This window comes from Streptomyces sp. ML-6, assembly GCF_030116705.1.
Lineage (GTDB): Bacteria > Actinomycetota > Actinomycetes > Streptomycetales > Streptomycetaceae > Streptomyces.
The window spans coordinates 7,160,866-7,183,239 of the sequence record NZ_JAOTIK010000001.1; the positions used below are offsets into that span (position 1 = coordinate 7,160,866).

The 22,374-nt window shown below is 72.9% G+C and carries 17 protein-coding genes, 3 tRNA genes and 2 pseudogenes; 6 read left to right on the forward strand and 16 right to left on the reverse strand.

All coding sequences use genetic code 11. From position 1 onward, the window contains the following. Positions 1-7: 7 nt before the first annotated feature. A pseudogene (locus OCT49_RS31430) lies at positions 8-184 on the reverse strand (transposase); the annotation flags it as partial. Positions 185-865: 681 nt separating this feature from the next. On the opposite strand from OCT49_RS31430, the gene OCT49_RS31435 reads away from it, so the two are divergent. Next, the gene (locus tag OCT49_RS31435) at positions 866-1,879 is read left to right on the forward strand and encodes a hypothetical protein (RefSeq protein ID WP_283855175.1); all 1,014 of its coding nucleotides are present in this window, start codon (positions 866-868) and stop codon (positions 1,877-1,879) included. Positions 1,880-2,303: 424 nt separating this feature from the next. After that, entirely contained in the window at positions 2,304-3,149 is an 846-nt protein-coding gene (locus OCT49_RS31440; RefSeq protein WP_283855176.1) for a hypothetical protein, read from the forward strand. A 26-nt stretch (positions 3,150-3,175) separates the two neighbouring features. Here OCT49_RS31440 and OCT49_RS31445 read toward each other — a convergent pair. The 5 genes from OCT49_RS31445 to OCT49_RS31470 form a co-directional block, all read right to left on the reverse strand. After that, positions 3,176-3,251: transfer RNA gene (locus tag OCT49_RS31445), tRNA-Trp, on the reverse strand. A 542-nt stretch (positions 3,252-3,793) separates the two neighbouring features. After that, positions 3,794-4,990 carry a leucine-rich repeat domain-containing protein gene (locus OCT49_RS31455; protein WP_283855177.1) on the reverse strand — a complete coding sequence of 399 codons (1,197 nt, stop codon included), beginning with the start codon at positions 4,988-4,990 and terminating at the stop codon, positions 3,794-3,796. Further along, positions 4,987-6,342: an SDR family NAD(P)-dependent oxidoreductase gene (locus OCT49_RS31460; RefSeq protein WP_283855178.1), complete on the reverse strand. Its 1,356-nt coding sequence runs from the start codon at positions 6,340-6,342 to the stop codon at positions 4,987-4,989. The genes OCT49_RS31455 and OCT49_RS31460 overlap by 4 nt, the downstream gene beginning before the upstream one ends. 47 nt (positions 6,343-6,389) lie before the next feature. Further along, positions 6,390-6,462, reverse strand: a tRNA-OTHER gene (locus OCT49_RS31465). Between the two features lie 6 nt (positions 6,463-6,468). After that, a tRNA-Gly gene (locus tag OCT49_RS31470) sits at positions 6,469-6,542 on the reverse strand. A 173-nt stretch (positions 6,543-6,715) separates the two neighbouring features. On the opposite strand from OCT49_RS31470, the gene OCT49_RS31475 reads away from it, so the two are divergent. After that, positions 6,716-7,969: a cytochrome P450 family protein gene (locus OCT49_RS31475; protein WP_283855179.1), complete on the forward strand. Its 1,254-nt coding sequence runs from the start codon at positions 6,716-6,718 to the stop codon at positions 7,967-7,969. 98 nt (positions 7,970-8,067) lie between these two features. On the opposite strand, the gene OCT49_RS31480 is transcribed toward OCT49_RS31475, so the two are convergent. From OCT49_RS31480 to OCT49_RS31510, 7 genes and pseudogenes are all read right to left on the reverse strand, one after another. After that, positions 8,068-8,562, reverse strand: coding sequence for an FBP domain-containing protein (locus OCT49_RS31480; RefSeq protein WP_283855180.1), 495 nt, complete (start codon positions 8,560-8,562; stop codon positions 8,068-8,070). A gap of 182 nt (positions 8,563-8,744) precedes the next feature. Beyond that, complete coding sequence (locus OCT49_RS31485; RefSeq protein WP_283855181.1) at positions 8,745-9,644, reverse strand: hypothetical protein; 900 nt, start codon at positions 9,642-9,644, stop codon at positions 8,745-8,747. Further along, on the reverse strand, positions 9,641-10,654 hold the full coding sequence (locus tag OCT49_RS31490) for an SPFH domain-containing protein (RefSeq protein WP_283855182.1): 1,014 nt from the start codon (positions 10,652-10,654) through the stop codon (positions 9,641-9,643). Before OCT49_RS31490 ends, OCT49_RS31485 begins: the two co-directional genes overlap by 4 nt. A gap of 54 nt (positions 10,655-10,708) precedes the next feature. After that, positions 10,709-11,536, reverse strand: a complete 828-nt coding sequence (locus OCT49_RS31495; protein WP_283855183.1) for an SDR family oxidoreductase — start codon at positions 11,534-11,536, stop codon at positions 10,709-10,711. Positions 11,537-11,761: 225 nt separating this feature from the next. After that, positions 11,762-12,292 (reverse strand): TetR-like C-terminal domain-containing protein, encoded by a 531-nt coding sequence (locus OCT49_RS31500; protein WP_283855184.1) that lies wholly within the window; start codon positions 12,290-12,292, stop codon positions 11,762-11,764. After that, positions 12,276-12,712: pseudogene (locus OCT49_RS31505) on the reverse strand (virulence activator alpha C-terminal domain-containing protein); the annotation flags it as partial. The pseudogene OCT49_RS31505 and the gene OCT49_RS31500, both read right to left, overlap by 17 nt. Before the next feature lie 3 nt (positions 12,713-12,715). Next, entirely contained in the window at positions 12,716-14,731 is a 2,016-nt protein-coding gene (locus OCT49_RS31510; RefSeq protein ID WP_283855185.1) for an NADPH-dependent 2,4-dienoyl-CoA reductase, read from the reverse strand. Between the two features lie 232 nt (positions 14,732-14,963). Here OCT49_RS31510 and OCT49_RS31515 point away from each other — a divergent pair, with 232 nt between their 5' ends. Then, the gene (locus OCT49_RS31515) at positions 14,964-15,491 is read left to right on the forward strand and encodes a DoxX family protein (protein WP_283855186.1); all 528 of its coding nucleotides are present in this window, start codon (positions 14,964-14,966) and stop codon (positions 15,489-15,491) included. A gap of 367 nt (positions 15,492-15,858) precedes the next feature. Here the strand turns inward: OCT49_RS31515 and OCT49_RS31520 are convergent, their stop codons facing one another. Both OCT49_RS31520 and OCT49_RS31525 read right to left on the reverse strand, forming a co-directional pair. Continuing rightward, the gene (locus OCT49_RS31520) at positions 15,859-17,502 is read right to left on the reverse strand and encodes an FAD-dependent oxidoreductase (RefSeq protein WP_283855187.1); all 1,644 of its coding nucleotides are present in this window, start codon (positions 17,500-17,502) and stop codon (positions 15,859-15,861) included. A gap of 93 nt (positions 17,503-17,595) precedes the next feature. Continuing rightward, complete coding sequence (locus OCT49_RS31525) at positions 17,596-18,510, reverse strand: AurF N-oxygenase family protein (protein ID WP_283855188.1); 915 nt, start codon at positions 18,508-18,510, stop codon at positions 17,596-17,598. Between the two features lie 370 nt (positions 18,511-18,880). Here OCT49_RS31525 and OCT49_RS31530 point away from each other — a divergent pair, with 370 nt between their 5' ends. Then, positions 18,881-19,489 carry a dienelactone hydrolase family protein gene (locus OCT49_RS31530; RefSeq protein WP_283855189.1) on the forward strand — a complete coding sequence of 203 codons (609 nt, stop codon included), beginning with the start codon at positions 18,881-18,883 and terminating at the stop codon, positions 19,487-19,489. Between the two features lie 172 nt (positions 19,490-19,661). On the opposite strand, the gene OCT49_RS31535 is transcribed toward OCT49_RS31530, so the two are convergent. Next, positions 19,662-20,801, reverse strand: a complete 1,140-nt coding sequence (locus OCT49_RS31535) for an IS701 family transposase (protein ID WP_283855190.1) — start codon at positions 20,799-20,801, stop codon at positions 19,662-19,664. A gap of 299 nt (positions 20,802-21,100) precedes the next feature. Between OCT49_RS31535 and OCT49_RS31540 the strand changes: the two genes are divergently transcribed. Further along, positions 21,101-22,327 carry an IS110 family RNA-guided transposase gene (locus OCT49_RS31540; protein ID WP_283855191.1) on the forward strand — a complete coding sequence of 409 codons (1,227 nt, stop codon included), beginning with the start codon at positions 21,101-21,103 and terminating at the stop codon, positions 22,325-22,327. Positions 22,328-22,374: the final 47 nt, after the last annotated feature.

Sequence of the window (22,374 nt, forward strand, 5' to 3'; positions counted from 1 at the left end):
GCTGCCACTGACAGCCCGTCCGGTTCTGGCAGAGCAGCGCGTTCACGACCTCGCGCAGGTCACAGGAGCCCCGGTCCCCGGTCGCCGACCGCGACACCCCATCCTGCTTCCACACGGTGACCAGCGGCTCGATCAACGCCCACTGCTTCTCGGACAAGTCGGTTGCGTACGGCATCCGTTCCATGCCCGCGCCCCCACCAGACACACGACATGACGCGAGGGTGGAACCGATCCATCACCCACGAAAGAGCGACACCACATCACCAGGGACGGGACTCAACACCCTCTGAAATGATCAGTTAGTCCAAGTCGTTACGCCGATGTCCCGGCCGACCAATCAGGTTGGGCTCTTCAACTGGCCGGTGACTGCCGGGCGGGACTTGGGTCCGGGCGGAGCGCGGGCGGGACCGGCCGACTGAGAAAGCGTTCTCTGACCCGCGTCTCTTGGCGAGGTGTGAAGGGAGCGGATCGGGTCAGCCTCAGTCCGGGTGCGGTCTTGGGGACCAGTTGGGGACCACACGGTGTGCGCAGTCCTGAAAGGCAGGGCCCCATATGCACAACACGCAACTCAATAAAGTCTGTTATATTCAGAAAATACCCTCGACTCTCACTCCTGGGGGTCAAGGGGTCGCAGGTTCAAATCCTGTCGTCCCGACTCGTGAGAGTCGCAGATCAGGGGCTGGTCCGGAGGAAACCGGAACGGCCCCTCGGTCATTCCCGGGGGTGGCCGGGGCCGACATGGTCGGGCGGTGCCGTGGACGGACGGAACCGGCCCCCCGCCCCGTTCCGGCAGTACCGGGCACGGGTCATCCCGGTCACCGCCGCGCCGCTTCGGCCCCACGGAGCCGACAGGAACGAGGAGTACATGAATCCGCGCCCGCGCCGAAAGTGCGTCGTCATCGCCGCGGTGGTCGTCCTGGCGCTCGCGGGAGGGGTGCTCGCCTGGGGTATCGGAAACCGCGACGGATCCGACAACGGCCTCGACGACGCCTGCCACGGGTCCGTCGCCATCGAGGAGGCCCGGAACTTCTTCGACGGCGCCGAGTTGGAAGGCAACGGACACACGGGGGAGTGGGTCGGCCACGAGACGGACTGGTGCTCGGTCTGGGCCGGGAACGACGACCGGAGCGCCACGCTGCGCTTGCAGATACGGCCCGCCGCCGCACACCGGAGCTCAGGAGCGGCCGAGGAGCCGGGCGCGGCGCCGATCGGGCACGGCTGGAACGGCTCGGTCGCCTTCCGCGGAAGTCCCCAAGCCGCCGTGCTCGTGGACTGCGCCCCGCTCCCGGGCAAGGGACTGCTCGTCCTCACCAAGGCGACGAGGGACGCCGGCGAGCTGACCGGTAGTCAGATACGTGATGTCGCCCGCCTCGCCACCGAGACCGCTCGTCGCGCGGCTGAACGCTTCGACTGCGAAGGGCCCCTGGGTACGCGACCCGAAACGGTCGACCGCACCGGCGTCGCGACCCGCCCGGCCGCCGGGGCCGACGCCACCTGCCGGGACGTCGTCAGCCCGCGCACCGCCCGGCTCGCCCGGGTCGTCACCGTCGACGAGTACCCGGCCGGCCGCGCCCTGACCGAGGAATGCCGGGTGAACCGGGGCGAGCACGACCATGTGCGCCTCAACGCGTACTACGGCCCCTCCGCCCTGCAGGAGAAGTACCTCGACGACCGCTACCCCGGCAGCGTCACCGGCTCCCGCACCCGGTCGCACGCCTGCCGGGGCGCACTGGGCACCGCGTACTTCAAACTCACCCCTCCGAAGCGCGGCGACGGCCGGCCCGCCCCGATCGACGCCCCGACGGCCGAGGTCTTCGACGAACTCCTCGAGGCCTTCGCCAGGAGCTCCGCGGCACGCCACGGATGCCCCATGAACTGATGCTCCATCAGTTCATATGACGCACACGAGAGTTGTCGTGAACGTGATCACCAGGTGGTCAACGCGCCGTAACCTTCACCCGGCCAGGTGGTTCGGGCGGACACGGTCGAGGCGACGGACAGCACGGCTGCGTATGGGGACTGTCGCGCCTGTTCGCCACCCTCGGTGACGGCGTCCCGGCAGCCCGGACCTGCGGACTTCCGGCGGGAATCGCGGTGACCGTGACGCTGCGGGCGGTCTGCCGCAGCCGTGGCCCCGCCACCTGTTCGCGGGCCCGTGAAACGGCCGCCGCGGCCCGCCCAGTCGCGGGACGCCACGGGCACGAGGGGGTTTCTGCCTGGTGGGGCGGGGTCCCGTACTCTTTCCCCGGGCCGCCCCGACCGGGGCGGGCGCGGCCCGGGGAACGCGAGGGGGGAGCGGAGCCATGCGGCACGACCGCGATACGGACAGGGCACTCGACGTACTGGTCTGTCTGGCCGGGGCGGACGAGGTCCGGCAAGCGGTGAGGGAGCGGATCGGGGTCGCGGAGCGGCCGAGCGGGCTCGTTCCCGAACTCCGCTGGACCAACCTGTCACGGCTCTCGGCCGACGCGCTGCCGGTCTCCGCCCGGCTGTGGGTCCTGGAGGAGGACCGGGCGGACCTGAACGAACTCCTCGTCCTGGCCGACGGGTTGCCCCCGGGGCTGAAGTCGGCGGTCCTCCACGGCGAATCCTTCGGGCCCGGCAGGAAGAAACCCGTCCCGCTGCCCGAGACGCTGCGGTACCGGCTCCGCACGGAAAACGCCGAGCAGCTTCCCGCAGCGGAACTGATCCCCGCGCTGCGGGCCGCGAGGACCATGCGCCAGGGCCGCCGGGCCGCCCGCTCGCTGGGCCGCGGGGACTGGCCGCGCGTCATCGCGGCCGACACCGAGCAGCCGCTGCCCGGGTACACGCGATGGGCGCTCGCGTTGCGGCCCGACTGCCCACCGGTTCTGAGGGAACGCTTCTCCACCCACCCGGGCCACGCCCACCGGATGCGGCTCGCGGGCATCGTCGACGGCCCGGAGACCTACGTACGGGAGTGGCGTCCGGCCCGCACGGTGCTGTGCGTCCTCGACACCGGCCGCTGGGCGTTCCCCACCCGGCAGAGGGTGGCCGAGGACGTACTGCGGCCCCTGGTGCGCGACTCGTTGGGGGCGAACGTCGAGGCGTGGGCCGCCCTGGCGCAACTGCTGCCGACGTTCACGGGAACCGTCCCGGAGCTGATCGCGACCGCGGGCGCCCTCGCCTGAGACCTGGCGGCGGGCGAGGGGAGGGAGGCGGGGCGGCTGGAATCGAACCAGCGTGTTCCGGTTTTGGAGACCGGTGCGACTGCCCCTGCGCTACGACCCCGCCCTGCGGTCGATCCTAGGCGAATCGTCCGGGCGGAAACAGCGTCCCCGTGCACGGGCACTCATGACGAGCACGGGCGACGGAGCGCGGAGGGGCAGCCGGGACGGCGTACGGGGAGCGCGGGGGACGGCCGCCTGTTCCACGAGGCGCGGCACCTGGTCCGCCGGCACCTGTTCGTGGAGGAGGAACTGCGGGGCGACCCGGTGTTCACCCTGGCGGCGGAGGTCTCCATCAACCACGTGGCGATGGCCCGGCTCGGCACGGAGGCACTCCCGCTCAGGGACGGCAGACCGGTGGGCATCGACCCGCGCGAGATCCACGCACTCTACCGGGAGGACCTGCTGGCGCACGGCCTGGACCCGGTGGACCACCCGGTCTTCGTCGCCACGGACATGTCGGTGCACGGCGAACTGCCGCGGATGGCGCACCCGTCGGTACCGGCACCCGCGCTGTGCGTCCGGCTCTCGCCCACCCCCGTGGCTCCGGTCCCGGAGTCTCCGGTCGGTCCCGGCGGGCTCGCGGGGCGGCCGGGACCCCGCCGAAGTTACGGGGTCCGGGGCGGGGGCGTCCGGTGGACACTGCGTACGGCCTCGACGTCCGCGGAGACCGCGGGCCGCGGCAGATGCGCGCTGAACGCGTCCAGCCGGTGCCGGACACTGGTCGCGATGCCCTTGCCGAGGACGAAGCGGGTCGGGGTGGCGGCCCGGGGCGCGGCGTCCAGGAGCCGGTGCGCCTCGCGGCTGCGCAGTCCGGTGTGGGAGAGGACGAGATGGGTGAGGCGGTGCTCCCGGGCCGCCAGGCTCTCGCCGATCGCGGTCGTGGCGGCGAGGTCGAGGCGGTTGTCCGCCGCGCCGAGGGTCCCGGCGGCCCGGACCCGGCCGAGGTCCAGGAGCTCGACGCCCGCGCCGGCCGCCGCGGCGACGAGCCGGGCGGCGGCCCGCGGCCCGACACCGTTGCTGGCGACGGAGAGCCGGGCGGTACGGCCGTACGGGGCGCGTTCCAGGGCGTCGGCCAGGAGCAGCGCCCCGTCGTCGCCCAACCGGGCTGCGGACGCGTACAGTTCGTCGACCGCCCCGGCGGCGAGCAGTGCGGCCAGCGGGGCCGCGCCGGTACGGCCGAGCGGGTTTCCGCCGACGAAGAGCCGCTCCACCCGGCGCCCGGAGGCGACGGCCCCGAGCAGGGCCTCGGCGAGCACCGCGAGGCCCGCCGGGTCCAGGCCGGTCTGCACCAGGTCGAGGGTGCGCAGCCCGGACGCGGCGGCGACGAGGTCCGCCGCGGCCCGTCCGCCGCCCGTGCCCAGCGGGTTGCGTTTGAGCCAGACCCCGCTGACGACGTGTTCGGAGGCGCGCAGGCTGTCCGCGATCCGGCACGCGCCGCCCGCGGTGATGCCGTTGCAGCCCAGGTAGAGGGTCTCGATGCCCGCTCCGACGGTCCGCTCGGCGACGTCCGTCGCGCCGTCGTCGCCGAGCCCGTCGGTGCCCAGGAGCAGGTGCCGGACCCGGGCCGGGGCCGCGGTGTCGCCGAGGGCCTCGGCGATCAGGGCGGCTCCTTCGGGGCCGAGGGCCTGCTTGCACAGGTCGAGCCGGCCGTCGGGCATCGCGGTCCCGGCCGGGAAGTCGAGCCGTCGGTCGGTGACCGCGCCGCCGCGCAGCCAGTCGATCAGCGGGCCGAGGTCGGCGATCGAGCGGGGCAGGACGTGGGGGACACCCGCGAAGGGCGCGTCCCCGGCGGGACCGGTCACCACGCCACCTCCCGGTAGTCCTTGAGGAAGACGCCCGACACGGGTGAACCCGCCTCGCCCCGCACGATCGGGTCGTACACCCGCGCCGCCCCGTCCACGATGTCCAGCGGGGTGCGGAAGCCCTCGGCGGCGATCCGGTTCTTCTTCGGCACCGGGTTCTCGTCGGTGATCCAGCCGGTGTCGACGCTGCACATGTGGATGCCCCGCGCGGCGAGTTCGGGGCCACTGGTACGGGTGAGCATGTTCAGCGCGGCCTTCGCCATGTTGGTGTGCGGATGCCCGGCGGTCTTGCGCCGCACGGCGAAACGGCCCTCCACGGCCGTGACGTTGACGACGTACCGGTTCGGCCGGGGCGAGGCGAGCAGCAGCGGCAGCAGCCGGTCCACCAGCAGGGCGGGCGCGAGGGCGTTGACGAGCTGGGTCTCCAGCAGCTCGGCCGGGTCCAGCTCGCCGATCCGGGCGGACCAGGAGTTCACCGGGGCGGGGTCGGGCAGCAGTCCCGCCTCGTCCGCCTCCGCGAGGACCAGCGCGAGCGCACCCGAGGCGGCGGGGGCCGCCAGGGCCCGCATCGGCGCGTAGCCGGGGGCGGCCCAGGCGCCCTCGGGGAGCGCGCCGGTCTCACCGGCGGCGAGCAGCGCGTACGACTCGGGCGGGCGGCGCACGGTCTGGGCGGCGTTGTTGACGAGGATGTCCAACGGCTCGCCGTCCCGGTGGAGCCGTTCGCACAGCCCCAGGACCTGGCGCGGGTCGCGCAGGTCGACGGCGACGACGGTGAGCCGGTCGAGCCACGCCCCGCTGCCGGGCTCCGCACGGAACCGGCGCAGGGTGTCCTGCGGGAAGCGGGAGGTGACGAGGAGTTCGGCACCGTCGCGGAGCATCATCAGCGCCAGCTGGAAGCCGATTTTGACCCGGCCGCCGGTGAGCAGCACCCGGCGGCCGGTGAGATCGGTGGACAGGGCGCGACGGGAGGTGTGGTCGGCGGCGCAGTCCGGGCAGAGCGCGTGGTAGAACGCGTCGACCCGCCGGTAGAACGACTTGCAGACGTAACAGCGCCGGGGCCGGTGGAAGACCCCGCCGCCCGTCCCGCTCCCGCCGGACAGCGGTGCGTCCTCGCGCCGGGCGAGCGCTCCGGTCGCGGTGGCGGCGACGACCGCGGCGTCGGCCTCGGCGCAGGCGTCGCTGCGGGCCTTGCGGCGGCGCGTGCGGCCGTCGCGGGTGAAGGACGCGGCGACCTGCTCGGCGCGCAGGCGCACCGGGTCGTCGACGGGCAGGGCGCGCAGCTTCCCGATCGTCCGGTGGAAGGCCGCCAGTTCCTCGTCGCCGAGTCGTTCCTCGTCACCGGTCCGCACCATGCCCCCTCCGCCTCCGTGCCCCTCGTCGCCCGCCCCGGCGGTCCCGGTGGTCCCGGCCGGATTCGAACCGGCGTGTTCCCTTCGAGCAGGAGGGGGCGACTGCCTCTGCGCTACAGGACCGGGCTGCCCGGACGGTCGGATTCGAACCGACGTGTTCACGACTTGGCAAGTCGGTGCGTCTGCCTCTGCGCTACGTCCGGACAGTGCCGATGATCATACCGACGGTGTGCCGGGCGCGGGCCGGGCGGGTTCCCGGCGGCACCGTCCGGCCGCTCGGCGGTGTGCGAGGCGCATTACGCTGGACACGGCAGCTCGACGCGGTACGGAGCCCTTCGCGTCCGTGCGGAGGCCCGTGTGCCCTCCGGGAGGCATGATGAGCCAGCAGCCGGTGCTCCTGCCCTACACCGACCCGGCCTTCGTGGCGGACCCCTTCCCGCTCTACCGGCAGTTGCGCGACGACGGCCCGGTACGGCGCGCCGTCATCGCGGGCGGCCTGGAGGCATGGCTGGTCACCCGGTACGAGGACGGCCTGGCGGCCCTGTCCGACCCACGCCTGAGCAGCGACCTCCGCGACGCTTCGGACCCCCGGCTGGTCGAACTGCTGCCCGCCACGGACCGCGAGTCGGCGCTGCGCAACATGCTCCGCTCCGACCCTCCCGACCACACCCGGCTGCGCCGCCTGGTCTCCGGGGCGTTCACCGCGCGCAGGGTGGCCGGACTGCGGCCCCGCGTCCAGGAGATCGCCGACCGGCTGCTCGACGAGATCGGACCGGACGGCCGCGCCGACCTCGTCGAGAGCTTCGCCCTGCCGCTGCCGGTCACCGTGATCGGCGAACTGCTCGGCGTACCGGCCGCCGACCGGGACGACTTCCGGCGGTGGAGCGACGACATGATCCTGCGGGGTGCCGAGCGGCCGGACCCGGCCCGCACGGACCGGGCGTGGCGGCGGATGCGCGGTTATCTGACCGGACTCCTCGAACAGAAGCGGGCCCGCCCCGAGGACGACCTGCTCAGCGCGCTGATCGCGGCGCGGGACGAGGAGGGGCGACTCGACGAGGACGAGCTGATCGCCATGGCCTTCCTGCTGCTGGTGGCCGGTTACATCACCACCGTCAACCTGATCGGCAGTGGCATCGCGGCCCTGCTCGCCCACCCCGACCAGCTGCGGGCGCTGCGGGACGATCCGGCGCTGCTGCCGGGCGCGATCGAGGAGTTCCTGCGGTACGACGGTCCGGTCAACCCGGGCATCGCCCGGTTCGCGCGCGAGGAGGTCACCATCGCCGGCGTGACCGTGCCGCGCGGGGCGACGGTGCTGATCGCGTCAGCCATCGCCGACCGCGACCCGGAGCGCTTCCCCGACCCCGACCGCCTGGACATCTCCCGGCAGGACAACGCCCACCTCGCGTTCGGGCACGGCATCCACTACTGCCTGGGGGCTCCGCTGGCCCGGCTGGAGGGCCAGGTCGCCATCGGCACCGTGCTGCGCCGTCTGCCCGGCCTCGCCCTGGCCGTGCCGCCCGGAGAGCTGCGTTGGCGGCCGGGAGGTCTGCGCGGTCCCGAGCACCTGCCCGTCACCTTCATCGCCGACGCCGCGGCCCCCGGCGGCGTACCGGAAGCCGTCCGATGACGGCCCGAGGACGACCTGATGACGGCCCGAGGCGCACGCGCGGCCATCGTCCGCAGGTCACCGGCTGCCGGTCCTCGGTCCTCGGCCCCGCCCCGGACTCAGTCGATGAGTTTGGCCAGGAACGCGTCGAGGTTGGCCCTGGTCCGCTCCACCTGTTCCTCCGTCGTCAGGGACTCCTTGAAACGGGCGCCCGGCGCGGCGACCTTCTTGCCCCGCACGTACAGCGAACAGGCGAGGTCGGTGCAGACGTACAGGCCGACCGAGTTCCCTTCCCGGCCCGCGGCCCCGGTCCGCCGGGCGGTCATCAGGGAGACGCCGTTGCCCGGGTGCGTGGTCAGACAGAGCGAGCACATGCTCCGGTGCAGGAAACCGCGCTGCCGGGAGGGGAACCGGAGCGCCACACCGGTGAGTTTCCCGTCGTACTCGGTGACGAGATAGCTGCGTCCGGGGGCGGAGAGATCGCGCCACCCCAGGAAGTCCAGGTCGTCCCAGGGCTGCTCGTCCAGGTCGCGGGGGAGCGGCAGCCGCTTGGCCTCCCCCTTGGAGCAGTTGACGAACGACGTGCGGATGTCCTGTTCACTCATGGGCTTCATGCCGGGGACGCTAGCTATGCCTATGACCACTAGGCAAATGGTTAATAAGGCAAGGGGGGAGGTCGTCCCCGGGGCGGTTCTCCCCGGCTGTCCCATCGGACGGCGGCTCAATCGGGCGGTGGCCAGGGGCCAGGTGGTCCGGTGGGTCGGTCGCCCGGTCGGACGCTCGCCCGGCCGGGCGGTCAGACGGTCAGACGCAGCGAGGTCGCCGAGATGCCGAGCCGCACCGTCTGCCCCCAGGTCAGTTCCAGCGCGTCCGCCTCCATCCCGTCGCCGAAGGCCACCACCCGGTCGGACTCGACGGTGAGCCGCATCCCCTGCCCGCGCTCCAGTTCACCCGCGACCAGCGAGGTGCCGGTCGCCGGGGAGGGCCAGGCCTCGCGCACGAACCAGAGGAGGCGCGGGTCGGTGGGTGCCGGGAGGCGGAGTTCGCTGTGCCGTTCCTGCCACAGCGAGCGGAGCCATCCCGTGGCGCCGGTGCCCGTGCCGACCAGGACGCCGGAGGACGCCTGCGGTTCGGCGGGTGCGTCGGGGGCGTCCGGGCCGAGCCGGTAGCGGGCGGTCTGGTGGCCGGGCGGCCCCAGGTAGATCTCGTTGAGGGCGACCAGGCGCTGGGTGTCGTCGGCCACGGCCTCGACCATGGTGAGTTCGTCCGCCGCGCCGCCGGGGGCCACGGCCGCCCTGAGCAGGGCGGCCGCGTCGGAGGGCCGGTGCCGGACGAGCACCCCCGGGTTGCGCCCCGGATCGGTGTCGATGCCCACGACCGGCTGACCGGAGAGGTACTTGGCGGCGTTGGCCACGAGCCCGTCCTGCCCGACGACGACCACCACGTCCTCGGGGCCGAACAGGAAACGGTCCAGGTCCGCGCGCTCCACCCGGGACTGGCGCCACTGGAGCGGCACGGCCGCCGCCACGTCGGCGAGCGCCTGCCGGGTCTGCCGGTGCCGCCGGGCCACCTCGTCGATGGACCGGCCGCGGCTGGAGAGGAAGAACGCGGCCTGGCCGTGCGTGCCGTGGCGGGCCAGCAGCTCCTCGTACTCGGTGGTGCGGTGGACCAGTACCGCGCGCGGTGCCAGGCTCATGCCCGGGTCTCCGGGCCGGGCCGACCGAGCTTGCCGAGCAGGCCGGTGAGCACGTCGGGGGAGAGGGTGAGGCTGTCGATGCGCGGCAGGTTCTCGGCGAGCCGGGTCGCGGCCAGGGCGTGCAGGGTCGCGTCGTCCACCTCGCCGTGCACCCGCAACCAGGCGGCCTGGGCCTCGGCCCGTGCGGCGCCGACCTCGCGCGCCGCCTCGGCCTCGGCCCGCGCCAGGCGCACCTTGCGGGCCGCCTCCGCCTCGGCGCGCACCCCGTCGGCCCCCGCGTTCTCCTCGGCCTCGCGACGGGCGTTGGTGCCGCGCTGCTCGACGAGCTGCTCCTCCCGGCGCGCCAGTTCGATCTGGCTGGCGAGCTCGTTCTCGGCGATGGCCCGTTCCCGTTCGACGGCCACGGCGCGGCGCTCGTAGGTGGCTCGGTCGGCCTCCTGCTGGATCTGCTCGCGGGCGGGGGTGCGCAGGGCGCGCTCCACCTCGGCCTCGGGGCGGATGGCCACCACCCGCACGGCCACCACGTCGATGCCCGTGGCGGGCAGCCGCGGTTCGGCGGCGAGCCCCGCCGCGACCCGGTCGCGCACCGCTGCGACACCGTCCACCAGGGCCTCGGCCAGCGACGTCCTGGCCAGGACGTCCAGGGTGTGCTGCTGGGCGGTCTCGGTCAGCAGCGTGGCGATCTGCTCCAGCGGCGCGCCGCGCCAGGCCCCGGTGTCCGGGTCGATCGAGAAGTCCAGCCGGGCGGCGGCCTCGGCCGGGTCGTCGATCCGGTACGTCACGGTGGCCTGCACGGTCACGTCCTGGAAGTCGGACGTGCGGGCGTGGAAGGCCATCGCCAGCTCGCGGTCGTTGACCGGGACCTCCGAGAGCGCCGCGGTCAACGAGCGGTACCAGAAGCTCAGCCCGGGGCCGTCGTGGGCGAGCCGGCCCCGCTTGTGGTGGCGGATGTGCGCGGTGGGCGCGGAGCGCAGATGGCGCAAGCCGAAGCGCCTGGTGATGTCGGCCATGTCGGCCCCCCTTTTTCTCGTCATGAGGACGATAAGGGGAGTGGCTCATTATCGTCAAGGGGACGAAAATGGTCGGTCGTCGGGCTCCGCCCCCGGTGACCCGTTCCGCCCGTCCCGTACGGCGAGGAACCTGGCCGGCGCCTCGCCGCCGCCGTGCACGGCCAGGTCGGCACCGTTGACGTACGGGGCCAGCCCGCTCGCCAGGTACAGGCAGGCGCGCGCCACGTCGTCCGGCTCCGCCATCCGCCGCATCGGGATGACCCCGGCCACCGCGGCGACGCCGCCCTCGCCGTACACCGCCGCCGCGCTCCCGGTGCGGACCGGGCCGGCCGTGATGTGGTTGACGCGCACCCGCGGCGCCCACTCCAGGGCCAGGGCTCGGGTCAGGGCCAGCAGCCCGGCCTTCGCCGCCGTGTAGGCGGCCGTGCCCGGCTGGGGGGTGTGCGCGGAGACGCTGCCGATGTTGATGATCGAGCCGCCCCCGGGCTGTTCCCGCATGATCCGGTTGGCGGCCTGTGCCAGGTGGAACGGTGCCAGCAGGTTCAGGGCGACGACCTTCTCGACGAAGCGCGGCGACATGGTGGCCGCGTCGGCGTCCGGGGAGCCGCCCGCGTTGTTGACGAGCACGTCCAGCCGCCCGAACCGTTCCGCCGCCGCCTCGACCAGGGAGGTGGCCGCTGCCGGGTCGCGGACGTCGGCCGCCCGGAAGTGCGCCCGGCGCGGGCCGCTCCCGAGGGGCTTCGGCGGCTCGCTCCGCCCGCAGACCAGTACGTCCGCCCCGGCGTCCAGGAAGGCCCCGGCGATCGCGGCGCCGATGCCCTTCGTGCCACCGGTGACGAGCACCGCCCGCCCCGTGAAGTCGATCGGATTGCCGATGTCCATCGTCCGCCCCACTGTCCTCGACGTGCGCGTGTGTCCTCGACGTGCGCGTGCGGCCGGGGTCGCACCGACCGGTCCGGACAATCTACCGAGCGTTTGTTTGGTGGAACAGTCGTAGGGCGGCGCGGAGGGGTGGAACCGCGGGCGGCCGGTGACTCCCGGGGAGTCACCGGCCGCCCGGACGGTGCGCCGTCCCCGTCCCCACGGTGCGGCGCCTGCGGGCCGTCGTCATCCGCTCGGACGGACGGCCCGCGGCTCGAGTGGCCGGGTCGCGGACGCGCCCAGGCCGAGCGGGGGAAGGATGGCGCTCTCCACGAACCGGGTGAGATACCTCTCGTCCGCGTACTTCCCCTCCAGCAGCGGCCGGGCGCGCATCACGCCCAGCAACTGCGCGGAGACGAACTCCGCCGCGGGGGCGTCCGCCGGGATCTCGCCGCGTTCCACGGCTCGCCGGACCATGGCGTCGATCGCCGAGGCGGCGGGTGCGATCAGCGCCTCGCGCAGCGCGCACAGCAGCTCGGGACGGCGGCGGCGGTGCGCGGGGTGTTCCTGCTCAGCCGCGCCCAGGCGCGGGCTCCGGCCGTCGGCGCCCGGGGTGCCGCGGCGGCGCGGAGGGGAACGCCCTCGCGCGTCGTCATCGGGAGCCGGGGCCCGCTGGACCCGTCGGCGCTCCGGCCGGAAACCGACCGGACGCCGGTCGGCGGGGGCGTGACGGGAACGACGGGCGGGACGGCGCCCGACGTCAGCCGGTCGGCCCACCCGGCTCCGGTTCCTCGCCGGGGAACCGTTCCGCGGGCCCCGGCGTATCGGTCGCGGCGTCGGGCGCGGTGCCCAGGGCCCGTGTGAGCCGGCCGATCCAGAAGTTCTCCAGATCGATGCCGCCGCGCAGCACCGGGTGGCGCAGCCGGTTCTCCTCGGAGTCCCGTTCGGGCGGGAAATCCCGCTCCTCGATCTCCAGGCACTCCACCGGCTGCCGGCGGTGCAGTTCGAGGTGGCGGCGGAGTTCCGCGTCCAGACCGGGCGCCCCCACGACCGCCGCCGCCCACATCCGCAGCAGGAGCGGATCACGGACCTGCCACGGATCTGCCGCGGGTCCTCGGGACGGGCCACCCACGCGGAGAGTTCCTCGCGCCCCGCCGGAGGCACCCCCGCCCCGACCTCGCGGGAAGCGCCCCGCGCCCGTCAGAGGGAGGCCGCCAGCTCCGTGCCCTGACGGATCGCCCGCTTGGCGTCGAGCTCGGCCGCCACGTCGGCGCCGCCGATCAGACGTGCCGGCCGGCCTGCGGCGAGCAGTTCCTCGTACAGCTCGCGGTTCGGCTCCTGGCCCGCGCAGATCACGACCGTGTCGACCGGCAGGAGGCGCTGCTCGCCGTCGACCGTGAGGTGCAGCCCGTCGTCGTCGATCCGCTCGTACGTGGCGCCCGCGACCGTCGTGACCCCGCGGTGCCGCAGCTCGGTGCGGTGGATCCAGCCGGTCGTCTTCCCCAGCCCCGCGCCGACCTTGCCGGTCCTGCGCTGGAGCAGATGGACGCTGCGGGGGGTCTTCGGCCGTTCCGGCGTGCGGAGCCCGCCCCGCTCGCGGTAGTCGGTGTCGACGCCCCACTGCCGGAAGAACACCTTGGGATCGAGGCTCGCCGAGTCGCCCGGGTCGGTCAGGAACTCGGCGACGTCGAAGCCGATGCCGCCCGCCCCGATGATCGCGACCCGCTCGCCGACCGGTGCCCCGTTGCGCAGGACGTCGAGGTAGCCGACCACGCTGGGGTGGTCCAGGCCCGGTATCGCGGGGGAGCGGGGCGTGACGCCGGTGGCGAGGACGATCTCGTCGAAGCCGTCGAGCGCGTCGGCCGTGACCCGCGTACCGAGCCTCAGCTCGACCCGCTCCTCCCGCAGCCGGGTGCGGAAGTGGCGCAGCGTCTCGTCGAACTCCTCCTTGCCCGGGATCCTGCGGGCCACGTTCAGCTGGCCTCCGATCTCCTCGGCCGCGTCGAAGAGCGTCACCCGGTGCCCGCGCCCGGCCGCCGAGACGGCGCACGCGAGGCCCGCGGGCCCGGCGCCCACGACCGCCACCCGCTTCACGGTGCGGGTGGGCGACAGGACGAGCTCGGTCTCGTGGCAGGCACGCGGGTTGACCAGGCAGGAGGTGACCTTGCCGCTGAAGACGTGGTCCAGGCAGGCCTGGTTGCAGCCGATGCAGGTGTTGATCGCGTCGGCGCGGCCCTCGGCGGCCTTGGCGACGAAGTCGGGATCGGCGAGGAACGGCCGGGCCATCGAGACCATGTCCGCCCGGCCCGAGGCGAGGACCTCCTCGGCGACCTCGGGCGTGTTGATGCGGTTGCTCGTCACCAGGGGGACGGAGACGGCGTCGCGCACCTTCTCCGTGACCCAGGTGTAGGCGCCGCGCGGCACCGAGGTGGCGATGGTGGGGATGCGGGCCTCGTGCCAGCCGATCCCGGTGTTGATGATCGTCGCACCGGCCGCCTCGATCTCGCGGGCCAGCTGCACGACCTCCTCCAGCGAGGAACCGCCGGGCACCAGGTCCAGCATCGACAGCCGGTAGATCAGGATGAAGTCGTCACCGACCCGCTCGCGGACCCGGCGCACGATCTCGACGGGGAACCGGATGCGGTTCTCGTACGAGCCGCCCCAGCGGTCGGTGCGGTGGTTGGTGGCGGCGGCGATGAACTCGTTGATCAGGTAGCCCTCGGAGCCCATGATCTCGACGCCGTCGTACCCGGCCCGTTGCGCGAGCAGTGCCGCCCGGACGAAGTCCTCGATGGTCTCCTCCACCTCGTCGTCGTCGAGGGCGTGCGGGGTGAAGGCGCTGATCGGTGCCTGGATCGCGCTCGGCGCGACCAGGTCCGGGTGGTGCGCGTACCTGCCGAAGTGCAGGATCTGCATGGCGATCCGGCCGCCCGCCTCGTGGACGGCCCGGGTGACGAGGGCGTGCTGCTCGGCCTCCGCCCCGGTGGTCATCTTCGCCCCGCCGGGCAGGGAGCAGGCGCGGGCGTTCGGGGCGATGCCACCGGTGACCATCAGGCCGACGCCGCCCCGGGCACGTTCCGCGTAGAAGGCGGCCATTCGCTCGAAGCCGTGCTCGACCTCCTCCAGACCGATGTGCATCGACCCCATCAGCACCCGGTTGGGGAGGGTGGTGAACCCGAGGTCGAGCGGGCTCAGCAGATTCGGGTACGGGCTCATGCGGTGACTCCTCGCGCAGTGTCGTTCCGCCAGTTGTAGACCAGCGAAATACCCATGTGCAACAAGTTGCATAATGAGATGCGTCGCAGTGCAGCGGGCCGGGTCGTCCCCCGGACGGCGTACCAGCGGGGCACGTCGGGCCCCTGCACGCCGGAAAGTGGAACAGCGGCATCCGCCCGGTACGGGGCAGGTGACGTACCACCACCAGACCCGAACCCCTGTGGAGACCCCCATGGCCTGCCTCAACCGGCGCGACCTCGGCCTGCTCGTCCTGCGCGTCGGCACCGGCGCGGTACTGGCCGCGCACGGCACCCAGAAACTGGCCGGCTGGTTCGGCGGCGGAGGGATCGAAGGAACCACCGCCGCGATGGAGGCGATGGGCTTCCACCCCCCGAAGCACAGTGCGGTCGCCGCCGGGCTCGGCGAGGCGGGCGGCGGGGTGCTGCTGGCCCTCGGCCTCGCCACCCCCGCGGCCGGAGCGGCCGCGGCCGGGGCGATGGCGGGCGCCGTGGCCGTCCACGCGCCCGCCGGATTCTTCGCGCAGGGCGGGGGCTACGAGTACCCGGCGTTCCTCGGTTTCACCGCCGCGGCGATCGGCCTGACCGGGCCGGGCCGGTACTCCGTCGACCATGCGACCCGGCATGTCTTCGACCGGCCGTGGATGGTCGCGCTGGCCTTCGCGGGCAGCGCGGTCGCGGCGGCGGCCGTGGTCGGCAAGCGCGCCAGGGGCCGGGTCGAGGTCGACCCCGACACGACCTGACGCCCTGATGGCCCGACGGCCTCACGACCCGACGGCCTGACAGGACCGGTGCGGCCGTGCGGCCCGGACGGCGATCCCATGGACTTTCGTCGGGGCCCGGCGGCCCGGCGTGCGGAATCCCGGCAGCGGACCAGGGGCCACCGGGACCACCGAGCGGCGGGACGGGCCCCGAGGGTGCTCAGGGGCCGGGCGGCACCGAAGGGAGGGAGCCGCCCGGCCCCGGACGCACACCTGGCCCCGGACGGCGCCCTGCGCGGAAGACGGACGGAGCGGAAGGCCGACGAAGCGTGAGACCGACGGCGCGGTCGGGCAGCGGGATGGCCGGGATGAGTCGGCCGGGTACGGCGAACCCGCTCCCGCCCCGGTGCTACGGCTTCCAGCGACCGCCCCGCGCCGCCGCCACCAGCTCCGCCACCGTGCCGAACTTGACCCGCGGGCGTCCGCCGTCGCGGCCCCGTGCGAGTTCGACCCGTTCGATGGCGGCCAGCCCCCTGGCGTCGACGACATGACGGCTGCGGCTCCGGACCAGGCGGGCGAACGCCTTGGGGGCGGGTGCCGGAGCGGGCAGGGCGCCGGCGACGGCATCGGCCAGGAGCGTGCCGACCGTCTCCGCGGCGCAGGCGCGGTTGGCACCGATCCCGCCCGAGGGCCCGCGCTTGATCCAGCCGACGACATACGTCCCGGACCGCCCCGTCACGCGCCCGCCCTCGTGCGGCACGGTGCCGGTCGTCTCGTCGAAGGGCAGTCCCGCCACCGGGACGCCGCGGTAGCCGACCGCCCGCAGCAACACCCCGGCGGGGATGTCCAGTTCGCCCGCGTCCCCCGTCACGCGCACTCCCCGTACGGCGTCGTCGCCCAGCACCCGGAGGGGGGCGGAGTGGAACCGGAACACGATGCGCCGCCCCGACGGCGGGGCCTGCGACCAGTCCACCGTTTCGCGCGCGACGTCCCGCAGCAGCGCGGCCTTCCCGTCCGCCGCCGCGCCGTCGACGGCCGCGCCGGTGCGCGGATCGTGGTCGTCCATGACCAGCTCCACGCCCGGCAGGTGCCGCAGCGCGAGCAACTCGGAAGCGCTGTACGCCGCGTGCTCGGGGCCGCGCCGCCCCAGCAGCACCACCTCGCGTACCTTCGAGGCGCGCAGGGCGGCGAGGGCGTGATCGGCGATGTCCGTGCCCGCCAGCACCGACGGGTCCGTGACGAGGATGCGGGCCACGTCGAGCGCGACATTGCCGTTGCCGGCCACGACCACCCGCTCCGATGACAGGTCGACGGCGTCCGGCGCGACCTCGGGATGGGCGTTGTACCAGGCCACGAACGAGGTCGCCGAGATGCTGCCGGGCAACTCCTCGCCCGGGATGCCGAGGCGGCGGTCGGTGGAGGCGCCCACGGCGTAGATCACCGCGTCGTGGTGGGCGGCGAGCTCCTCCGCCGTGACGTCCCTGCCGATCTCGACCCCCAGGTGCATCCGCACCCGGGGATGGGCGTGGAGGCGCGCGAAGGTGTCGCCCACCTTCTTGGTCGCGGGGTGGTCGGGCGCCACGCCGTACCGGACGAGCCCGCCGGCCACCGGCAGCCGGTCGACCAGGGTCACCTCGGCGTTGGTGTGCAGCAGCAGGTCCTCCGCGGCGTACATGCCCGCCGGTCCCGTACCGACGACCGCGACCCGGATCGGGGCGAAGTCGGCCGGCAGGCTGCGCTCGAACGAAGGCGCGTCCCAGTGGTGGAAGTTGGGCCCCGGGTCACCCGACACGGGCTCCCGGCCGGCGAAGTACGCCGCGTTGATCGCGGCGTACTCCTCCTGCCCCTCGGGCAGACGGTCCACCGGGAAGACCGCGTCGACCGGGCAGGCGTCGGCGCAGGCGCCGCAGTCGATGCAGGCCCTCGGGTCGACGTACAGCATCTCCGTGCTCCCGAACGCCCGTTCCTGCGGCGTCGGATGGATGCAGTTGACGGGGCACACGGCGACGCAGGTGGCGTCGCTGCAACAGGTCTGGGTGATGGCGTAGGTCATCTCGTCAGCTCGGGTCGCTCGGCTCGGATGCGCGGATGCTTCGGGTACGGGGGTGCACAGGCGCGGGGGTGCGCGGGGGCACGGGTGCGCGGGTCAGATCAGGTTGGCGCGCTTGTAGAGGGCCAGCGCGGGTTTGGTGAGGAGGCGGGCCGAGGCCAGGAACTCCATCAGGCCCGAACAGCTGGACCGCATGAGGGACTTGTGGTGCTCGTTGGCCCCGGCCTCGGCGAGCGCGCGCCGGGTGTCGAGTCCGGCGTTCGCGTAGACCTCCCGGTTCACCATGCTGGTGACGATGAAGTAGGACGCGACCGCGATCACGAACGCGTTGAGCTGCCGGCGCACGGGGCCCGCGCTCCGCAGGCGCCTGCGGGTCTCGTCGCGCGCGAACTTCATGTGCCGGGACTCCTCCACGACATGGATGTTGTTGATGGTGCGCACGAACGGTGCGACCCGCTCGTCCCGCATCCAGTCGCGCTGCATGACGTCGAGCACTTCCTCGGCGACCAGGATCGCGGCATACGCGGCCTCGCCGAACGCCAGGGTTTTGAAGGCCCGGCCCAGCTCGACCACCGCACGGCGCGGCCGGTACGCGGGGGCGCCCAGCTTCGCCGCGCCGCGGGCGAACATGATGGAGTGCCGGCACTCGTCGGCTATCTCGGTGAGGGCCCACTGGAACCGCGGGTCCGTCGCGTCCGTCGTGTAGATGTCGCGCAGCACCATCTGCTGCAGGATCATCTCGAACCAGATGCCGGTGGCGGCCACCGAGGCGGCCTCCTGCCGCGTCAGCTCCTTGCGCTGGGCGTCGGTCAGCTCGTTCCAGTACGCCGTGCCGTAGAGAGTGCTCCACTCGGGGCTGGCGCCGTGGAAGTCCTTGTCCAGCGGGGTGTCCCAGTCCACCTCGGTGGCCGGGTCGTACGAGAGCCTCGCCGACGATTCGAGCAGGCGTCGCGCGACGTCGTGCTCGTCGAGCCGGTCCCGGTCCTCCGGCCGAACGGTGCTGCTTGCCATGATGCGGCTCCTTGAATCGACAGATCGCCCCGACGCCGGTCCACCGCCCCGCCCCGTATCCGCCCGGCGGGGTCCGTGGTTGCCCGGTGCCTCCCTCGCCGCTTGTTAGACTTTGTGTCTAGCAAGCTGTTAGACGGAACGTATAGCAAGAGTGCCGTGTCGGCCTACCCCTTGTGAGAAATCCGCTCCGTCTCTCCCTCTTCCGCCCCGTGCCGCCCACGACTTGGGACCGTGGGCGGCACGGGGGCGTGCGGGTACGGCGGCGATCTCCGGGCCGGGGGTCGCCGCTATCGTGTGACGGCGCTCGCGCCCGTCATTCCGAATTCCGATCCGGGGCCGGAAGCCGTCCCGACACCACTGGAGGTCCACGATGGCCGAAGTGACCGTGTTCCATCACGCCCAGGGCCTCACCCCCGGGGTGAGGGCCTTCGCCGACGAACTGCGCGCCCGGGGGCACCGCGTGCACACCCCCGACCTGTACGAGGGCCGCACCTTTGAGACCCTGGACGAGGGGGTCGAGTACATGACCAAGGTCGGCAGCGGCGAGCTGCTCGAACGCGGCGTCCGCTCAGTGAACGACTCGCCCGCCGAGCAGGTGTACATCGGTTTCTCCCTCGGGGTGCTCCCCGCGCAGAAACTGGCCCAGACCCGACCGGGCGCCCTCGGTGCCGTGTTCGTCCACGCGTGCGTGCCGGCCTCCTTCTTCGGGTCGTGGCCGGAGCGGCTCCCGGTCCGCGTCCACGCCATGGAGGCGGACCGCCTGTTCACCGAGGAGGGCGACGCGGACGCCGCCCGAGACCTCGTCGCCGAGGTCCCCGACGCAGAACTGCACCTGTACCCCGGCGACCGGCACCTGTTCGCCGACAGCTCCCTGTCGTCCTACGACGCCGCCGCCACCGCGTTGTTCCTCGACCGCACCCTGACGTTCCTCCACGGCCTGGACACCGCCCCGAACACCGCTGCCGCCCGCGACGCCTAATACTGCAATCACAGTTATGGGGTGTGGCCTCGTCGTTTGTAGTGGCTGTAGCGGGCGCGGGTTTGGCTGAGTCGCCTCCACCATGACCAGTGCAGGTGGTGGGTCGGGGTGAGGTGTTGTGGGTGGAGGAGGAGTCCGATCAGGCGGCGGATCTCTGCAACGGACAGGGGTATCAGGCAGGTTTGTCCAGGGTTGCCGCCCCCTTTGGTAGTTCCTGGGCACGGATGGCTGTCAGTGCGGCGAGTGCGGCCATGGACAGGGTGATGTGCCGGTACCAGGCGTCGTAACGGCGGACCTGGTAGTGGTCCAGGCCACACTCGTTCTTCGCAGCCTGGAAGCACTCCTCCACCTGCCAGCGGGCTCCGGCCACCCGGGCGAGGTCCCTCAACCGGGTGCTGACCGGGCCATAGCAGACGTAGTAGGCGATGTCTGTGGGGCTGCTGACGCTGCGGCGGGCCAGGACCCAGTGGCCAAAGCCGTTCTCCCACCGGATCCGGACCGGCACCCGGGCCCAGTCATGGATCCGCTGCCCGTGGGCGCCCGGGCCGGCGGACAGGCGTTTCCACGCCTGCCGCGGCAGACCGGCCACCAGCACATCAACACGGATGTCAGCGCCCCGGGCGGTGACGACGGTGTCGTTGATCTTGGTCGCCAGCACGTGCGCGACCCCGCGCTGTTCCAGCCAGTACCGCAGCCGCTTGGCCTGCCCGTATGCCTCGTCGGCGGTCACCCACGCGAACGGCACCTTCGCGTCCAGGGCGCGCTGGAGCATGGCCTGGAAGTGCTCGATCTTCGTGGCGAACGGCACGTCGTCCGGGATGCCGGCCGCCCGGCACCGCTCCCGGTCGTCCGTCCAGGACTTCGGCAGATACAACTCCCGGTCGACCAACGCCCGCCCCCGCCGGGAGGCGTAGGCGAGGAAGGTGCCAATCTGGGAGTTCTCCGTCCGCCCCGCGGTGCCGGAGTACTGCCTCTGCACGCCGGCCGACCTGGTGCCCTTCTTCAGGAACCCGGTGTCGTCACCGATCAGCACCGCGTCCTTGTCGCCGATGCTCTCCACGACGAAGTCCCGGACGTCATCGCGGACCCCATCAGCGTCCCAGTCAGCCTCGCCCAGCAGCCGCTGCATCCCGATCGGATGTGTCTCACCTGCACGCTCCGCCAGCGACCAGCCGTTCTTCCGTTCCAACGGCGCAACCAGCCCGGACATGTACTCCAGCGCCCGACCCCGCGGCTCCGAGCGGGCAAACCGCGCAGCGAACCGCGCGTGCAACCCCACCAACACCTCACGCCAGGAATCAACTTGACGCACACCAAGATTCACAGACACGACGACACTCAATCACACCAGACCCCGTAACTGTGATTGCAGTACTAATGGGACTTGCCGGGTCGGAGAGACTCGGTGCCGTAGCCGCCAGCAGGTGAGCACTTTCGCCGCCGGAACCACTGCGAGTTCTGTGGTCAGACCGTGCCCCTGCTGGTCGGCCGGGAGGCCCGACCGCTGATGGGGTGGCGTGCCCGCCCTGGTGGCGTGAGCACTGGATCCATTAGGCCGCGCGCCGCCTTCCGCAGGCTGCAAGGAGCGAAGTACCTGACCAGGAGGACGAGTTGCTGCTGATCGGCGATGACTGGGCCGAAGACCACCATGACGTCGAGGTCCAGGACGCGACGGGCCGGAAGCTGGCCACGGCAAGGCTGCCCGAGGGCGTGGAGGGCATCGCGAAACTGCACGCCCTGGTCGCCCGGCACGGCGGTGAGGACCTGGATCCGGCCGAGGTGGTGGTGGGCATCGAGACCGATCGCGGGTCGTGGGTGCAGGCTTTGATCGCCGCCGGCTACCTGGTCTACGCGATCAACCCGAGGCAGGTCGCCCGGTTCAAGGAGCGATACGGCACCTCGGGCGCCAAGAGCGACAAGGGCGACGCGCACGCGCTGGCGGACATGGTCCGCATCGATCGTGACCAGCTGCGACCGGTGGCCGGGGACAGCGACCAGGCCCAGGCCGTGAAGGTCGTCGCCCGGGCTCACCAGACGCTGATCTGGGAACGCACCCGCACCTTCCAGCGGCTGCGGACCACGCTGCGGGAGTACTTCCCCGCCGCGCTGTCCGCTTACGCCGACCTTGAGCTGACCAGCACGGATGCCCTGGAACTGCTGATCAAGGCGCCTACCCCCGCGGCCGGGGCGAAGCTGACGCGCACCCAGATCACCGCGGTCCTGGCCCGCCACCGCCGTCACCACCGCGAGGCGAAGGCGAACACGATCCAGACCGCCCTGCGCGAGAAGCAGCTCGGCCTGCCCGAGCCGGTCACCGCCGCCTACGCGGCCGCCGCCACCGCCCACGCACGGCTGATCATCGTGCTGAACGAACAGATAGCCGCGATGGAAGCGCAGGTGAAGGCCCATTTTCTCGCGCACCCGGACGCTGAGATCTACCTCTCGATGCCCGGCATCGCGGAGATCACCGGCGCTCGGGTGCTCGCCGAGTTCGGAGACGACCCCACCCGCTACGCGTCCGCGAAGGCCCGCAAGAACTACGCCGGCACCAGCCCCGTCACCCGGGCCTCCGGCAAGAGCCACACCGTCCAGGCCCGCTACGTCCGCAACAACCGGCTCGCCGACGCCCTCCAGCGCCAGGCGTTCGCCGCCCTGCGCGCCTCACCCGGCGCCCGCCACTACTACGACAAACAGCGAGCCCGCGAGGCCGGCTACAACCCCGCCCTCCGCCAGCTCGGAAACCGCCTCGTCGGCATCCTCCACGGATGCCTCAAAACCCGCACCCACTACGACGAAGCGACCGCCTGGTCGCACCACGCACACACCCATGCCGCTTGACACCAAACGACATGGGGTGTCTGACCAGGCGTTACCGCGCGGGGCAC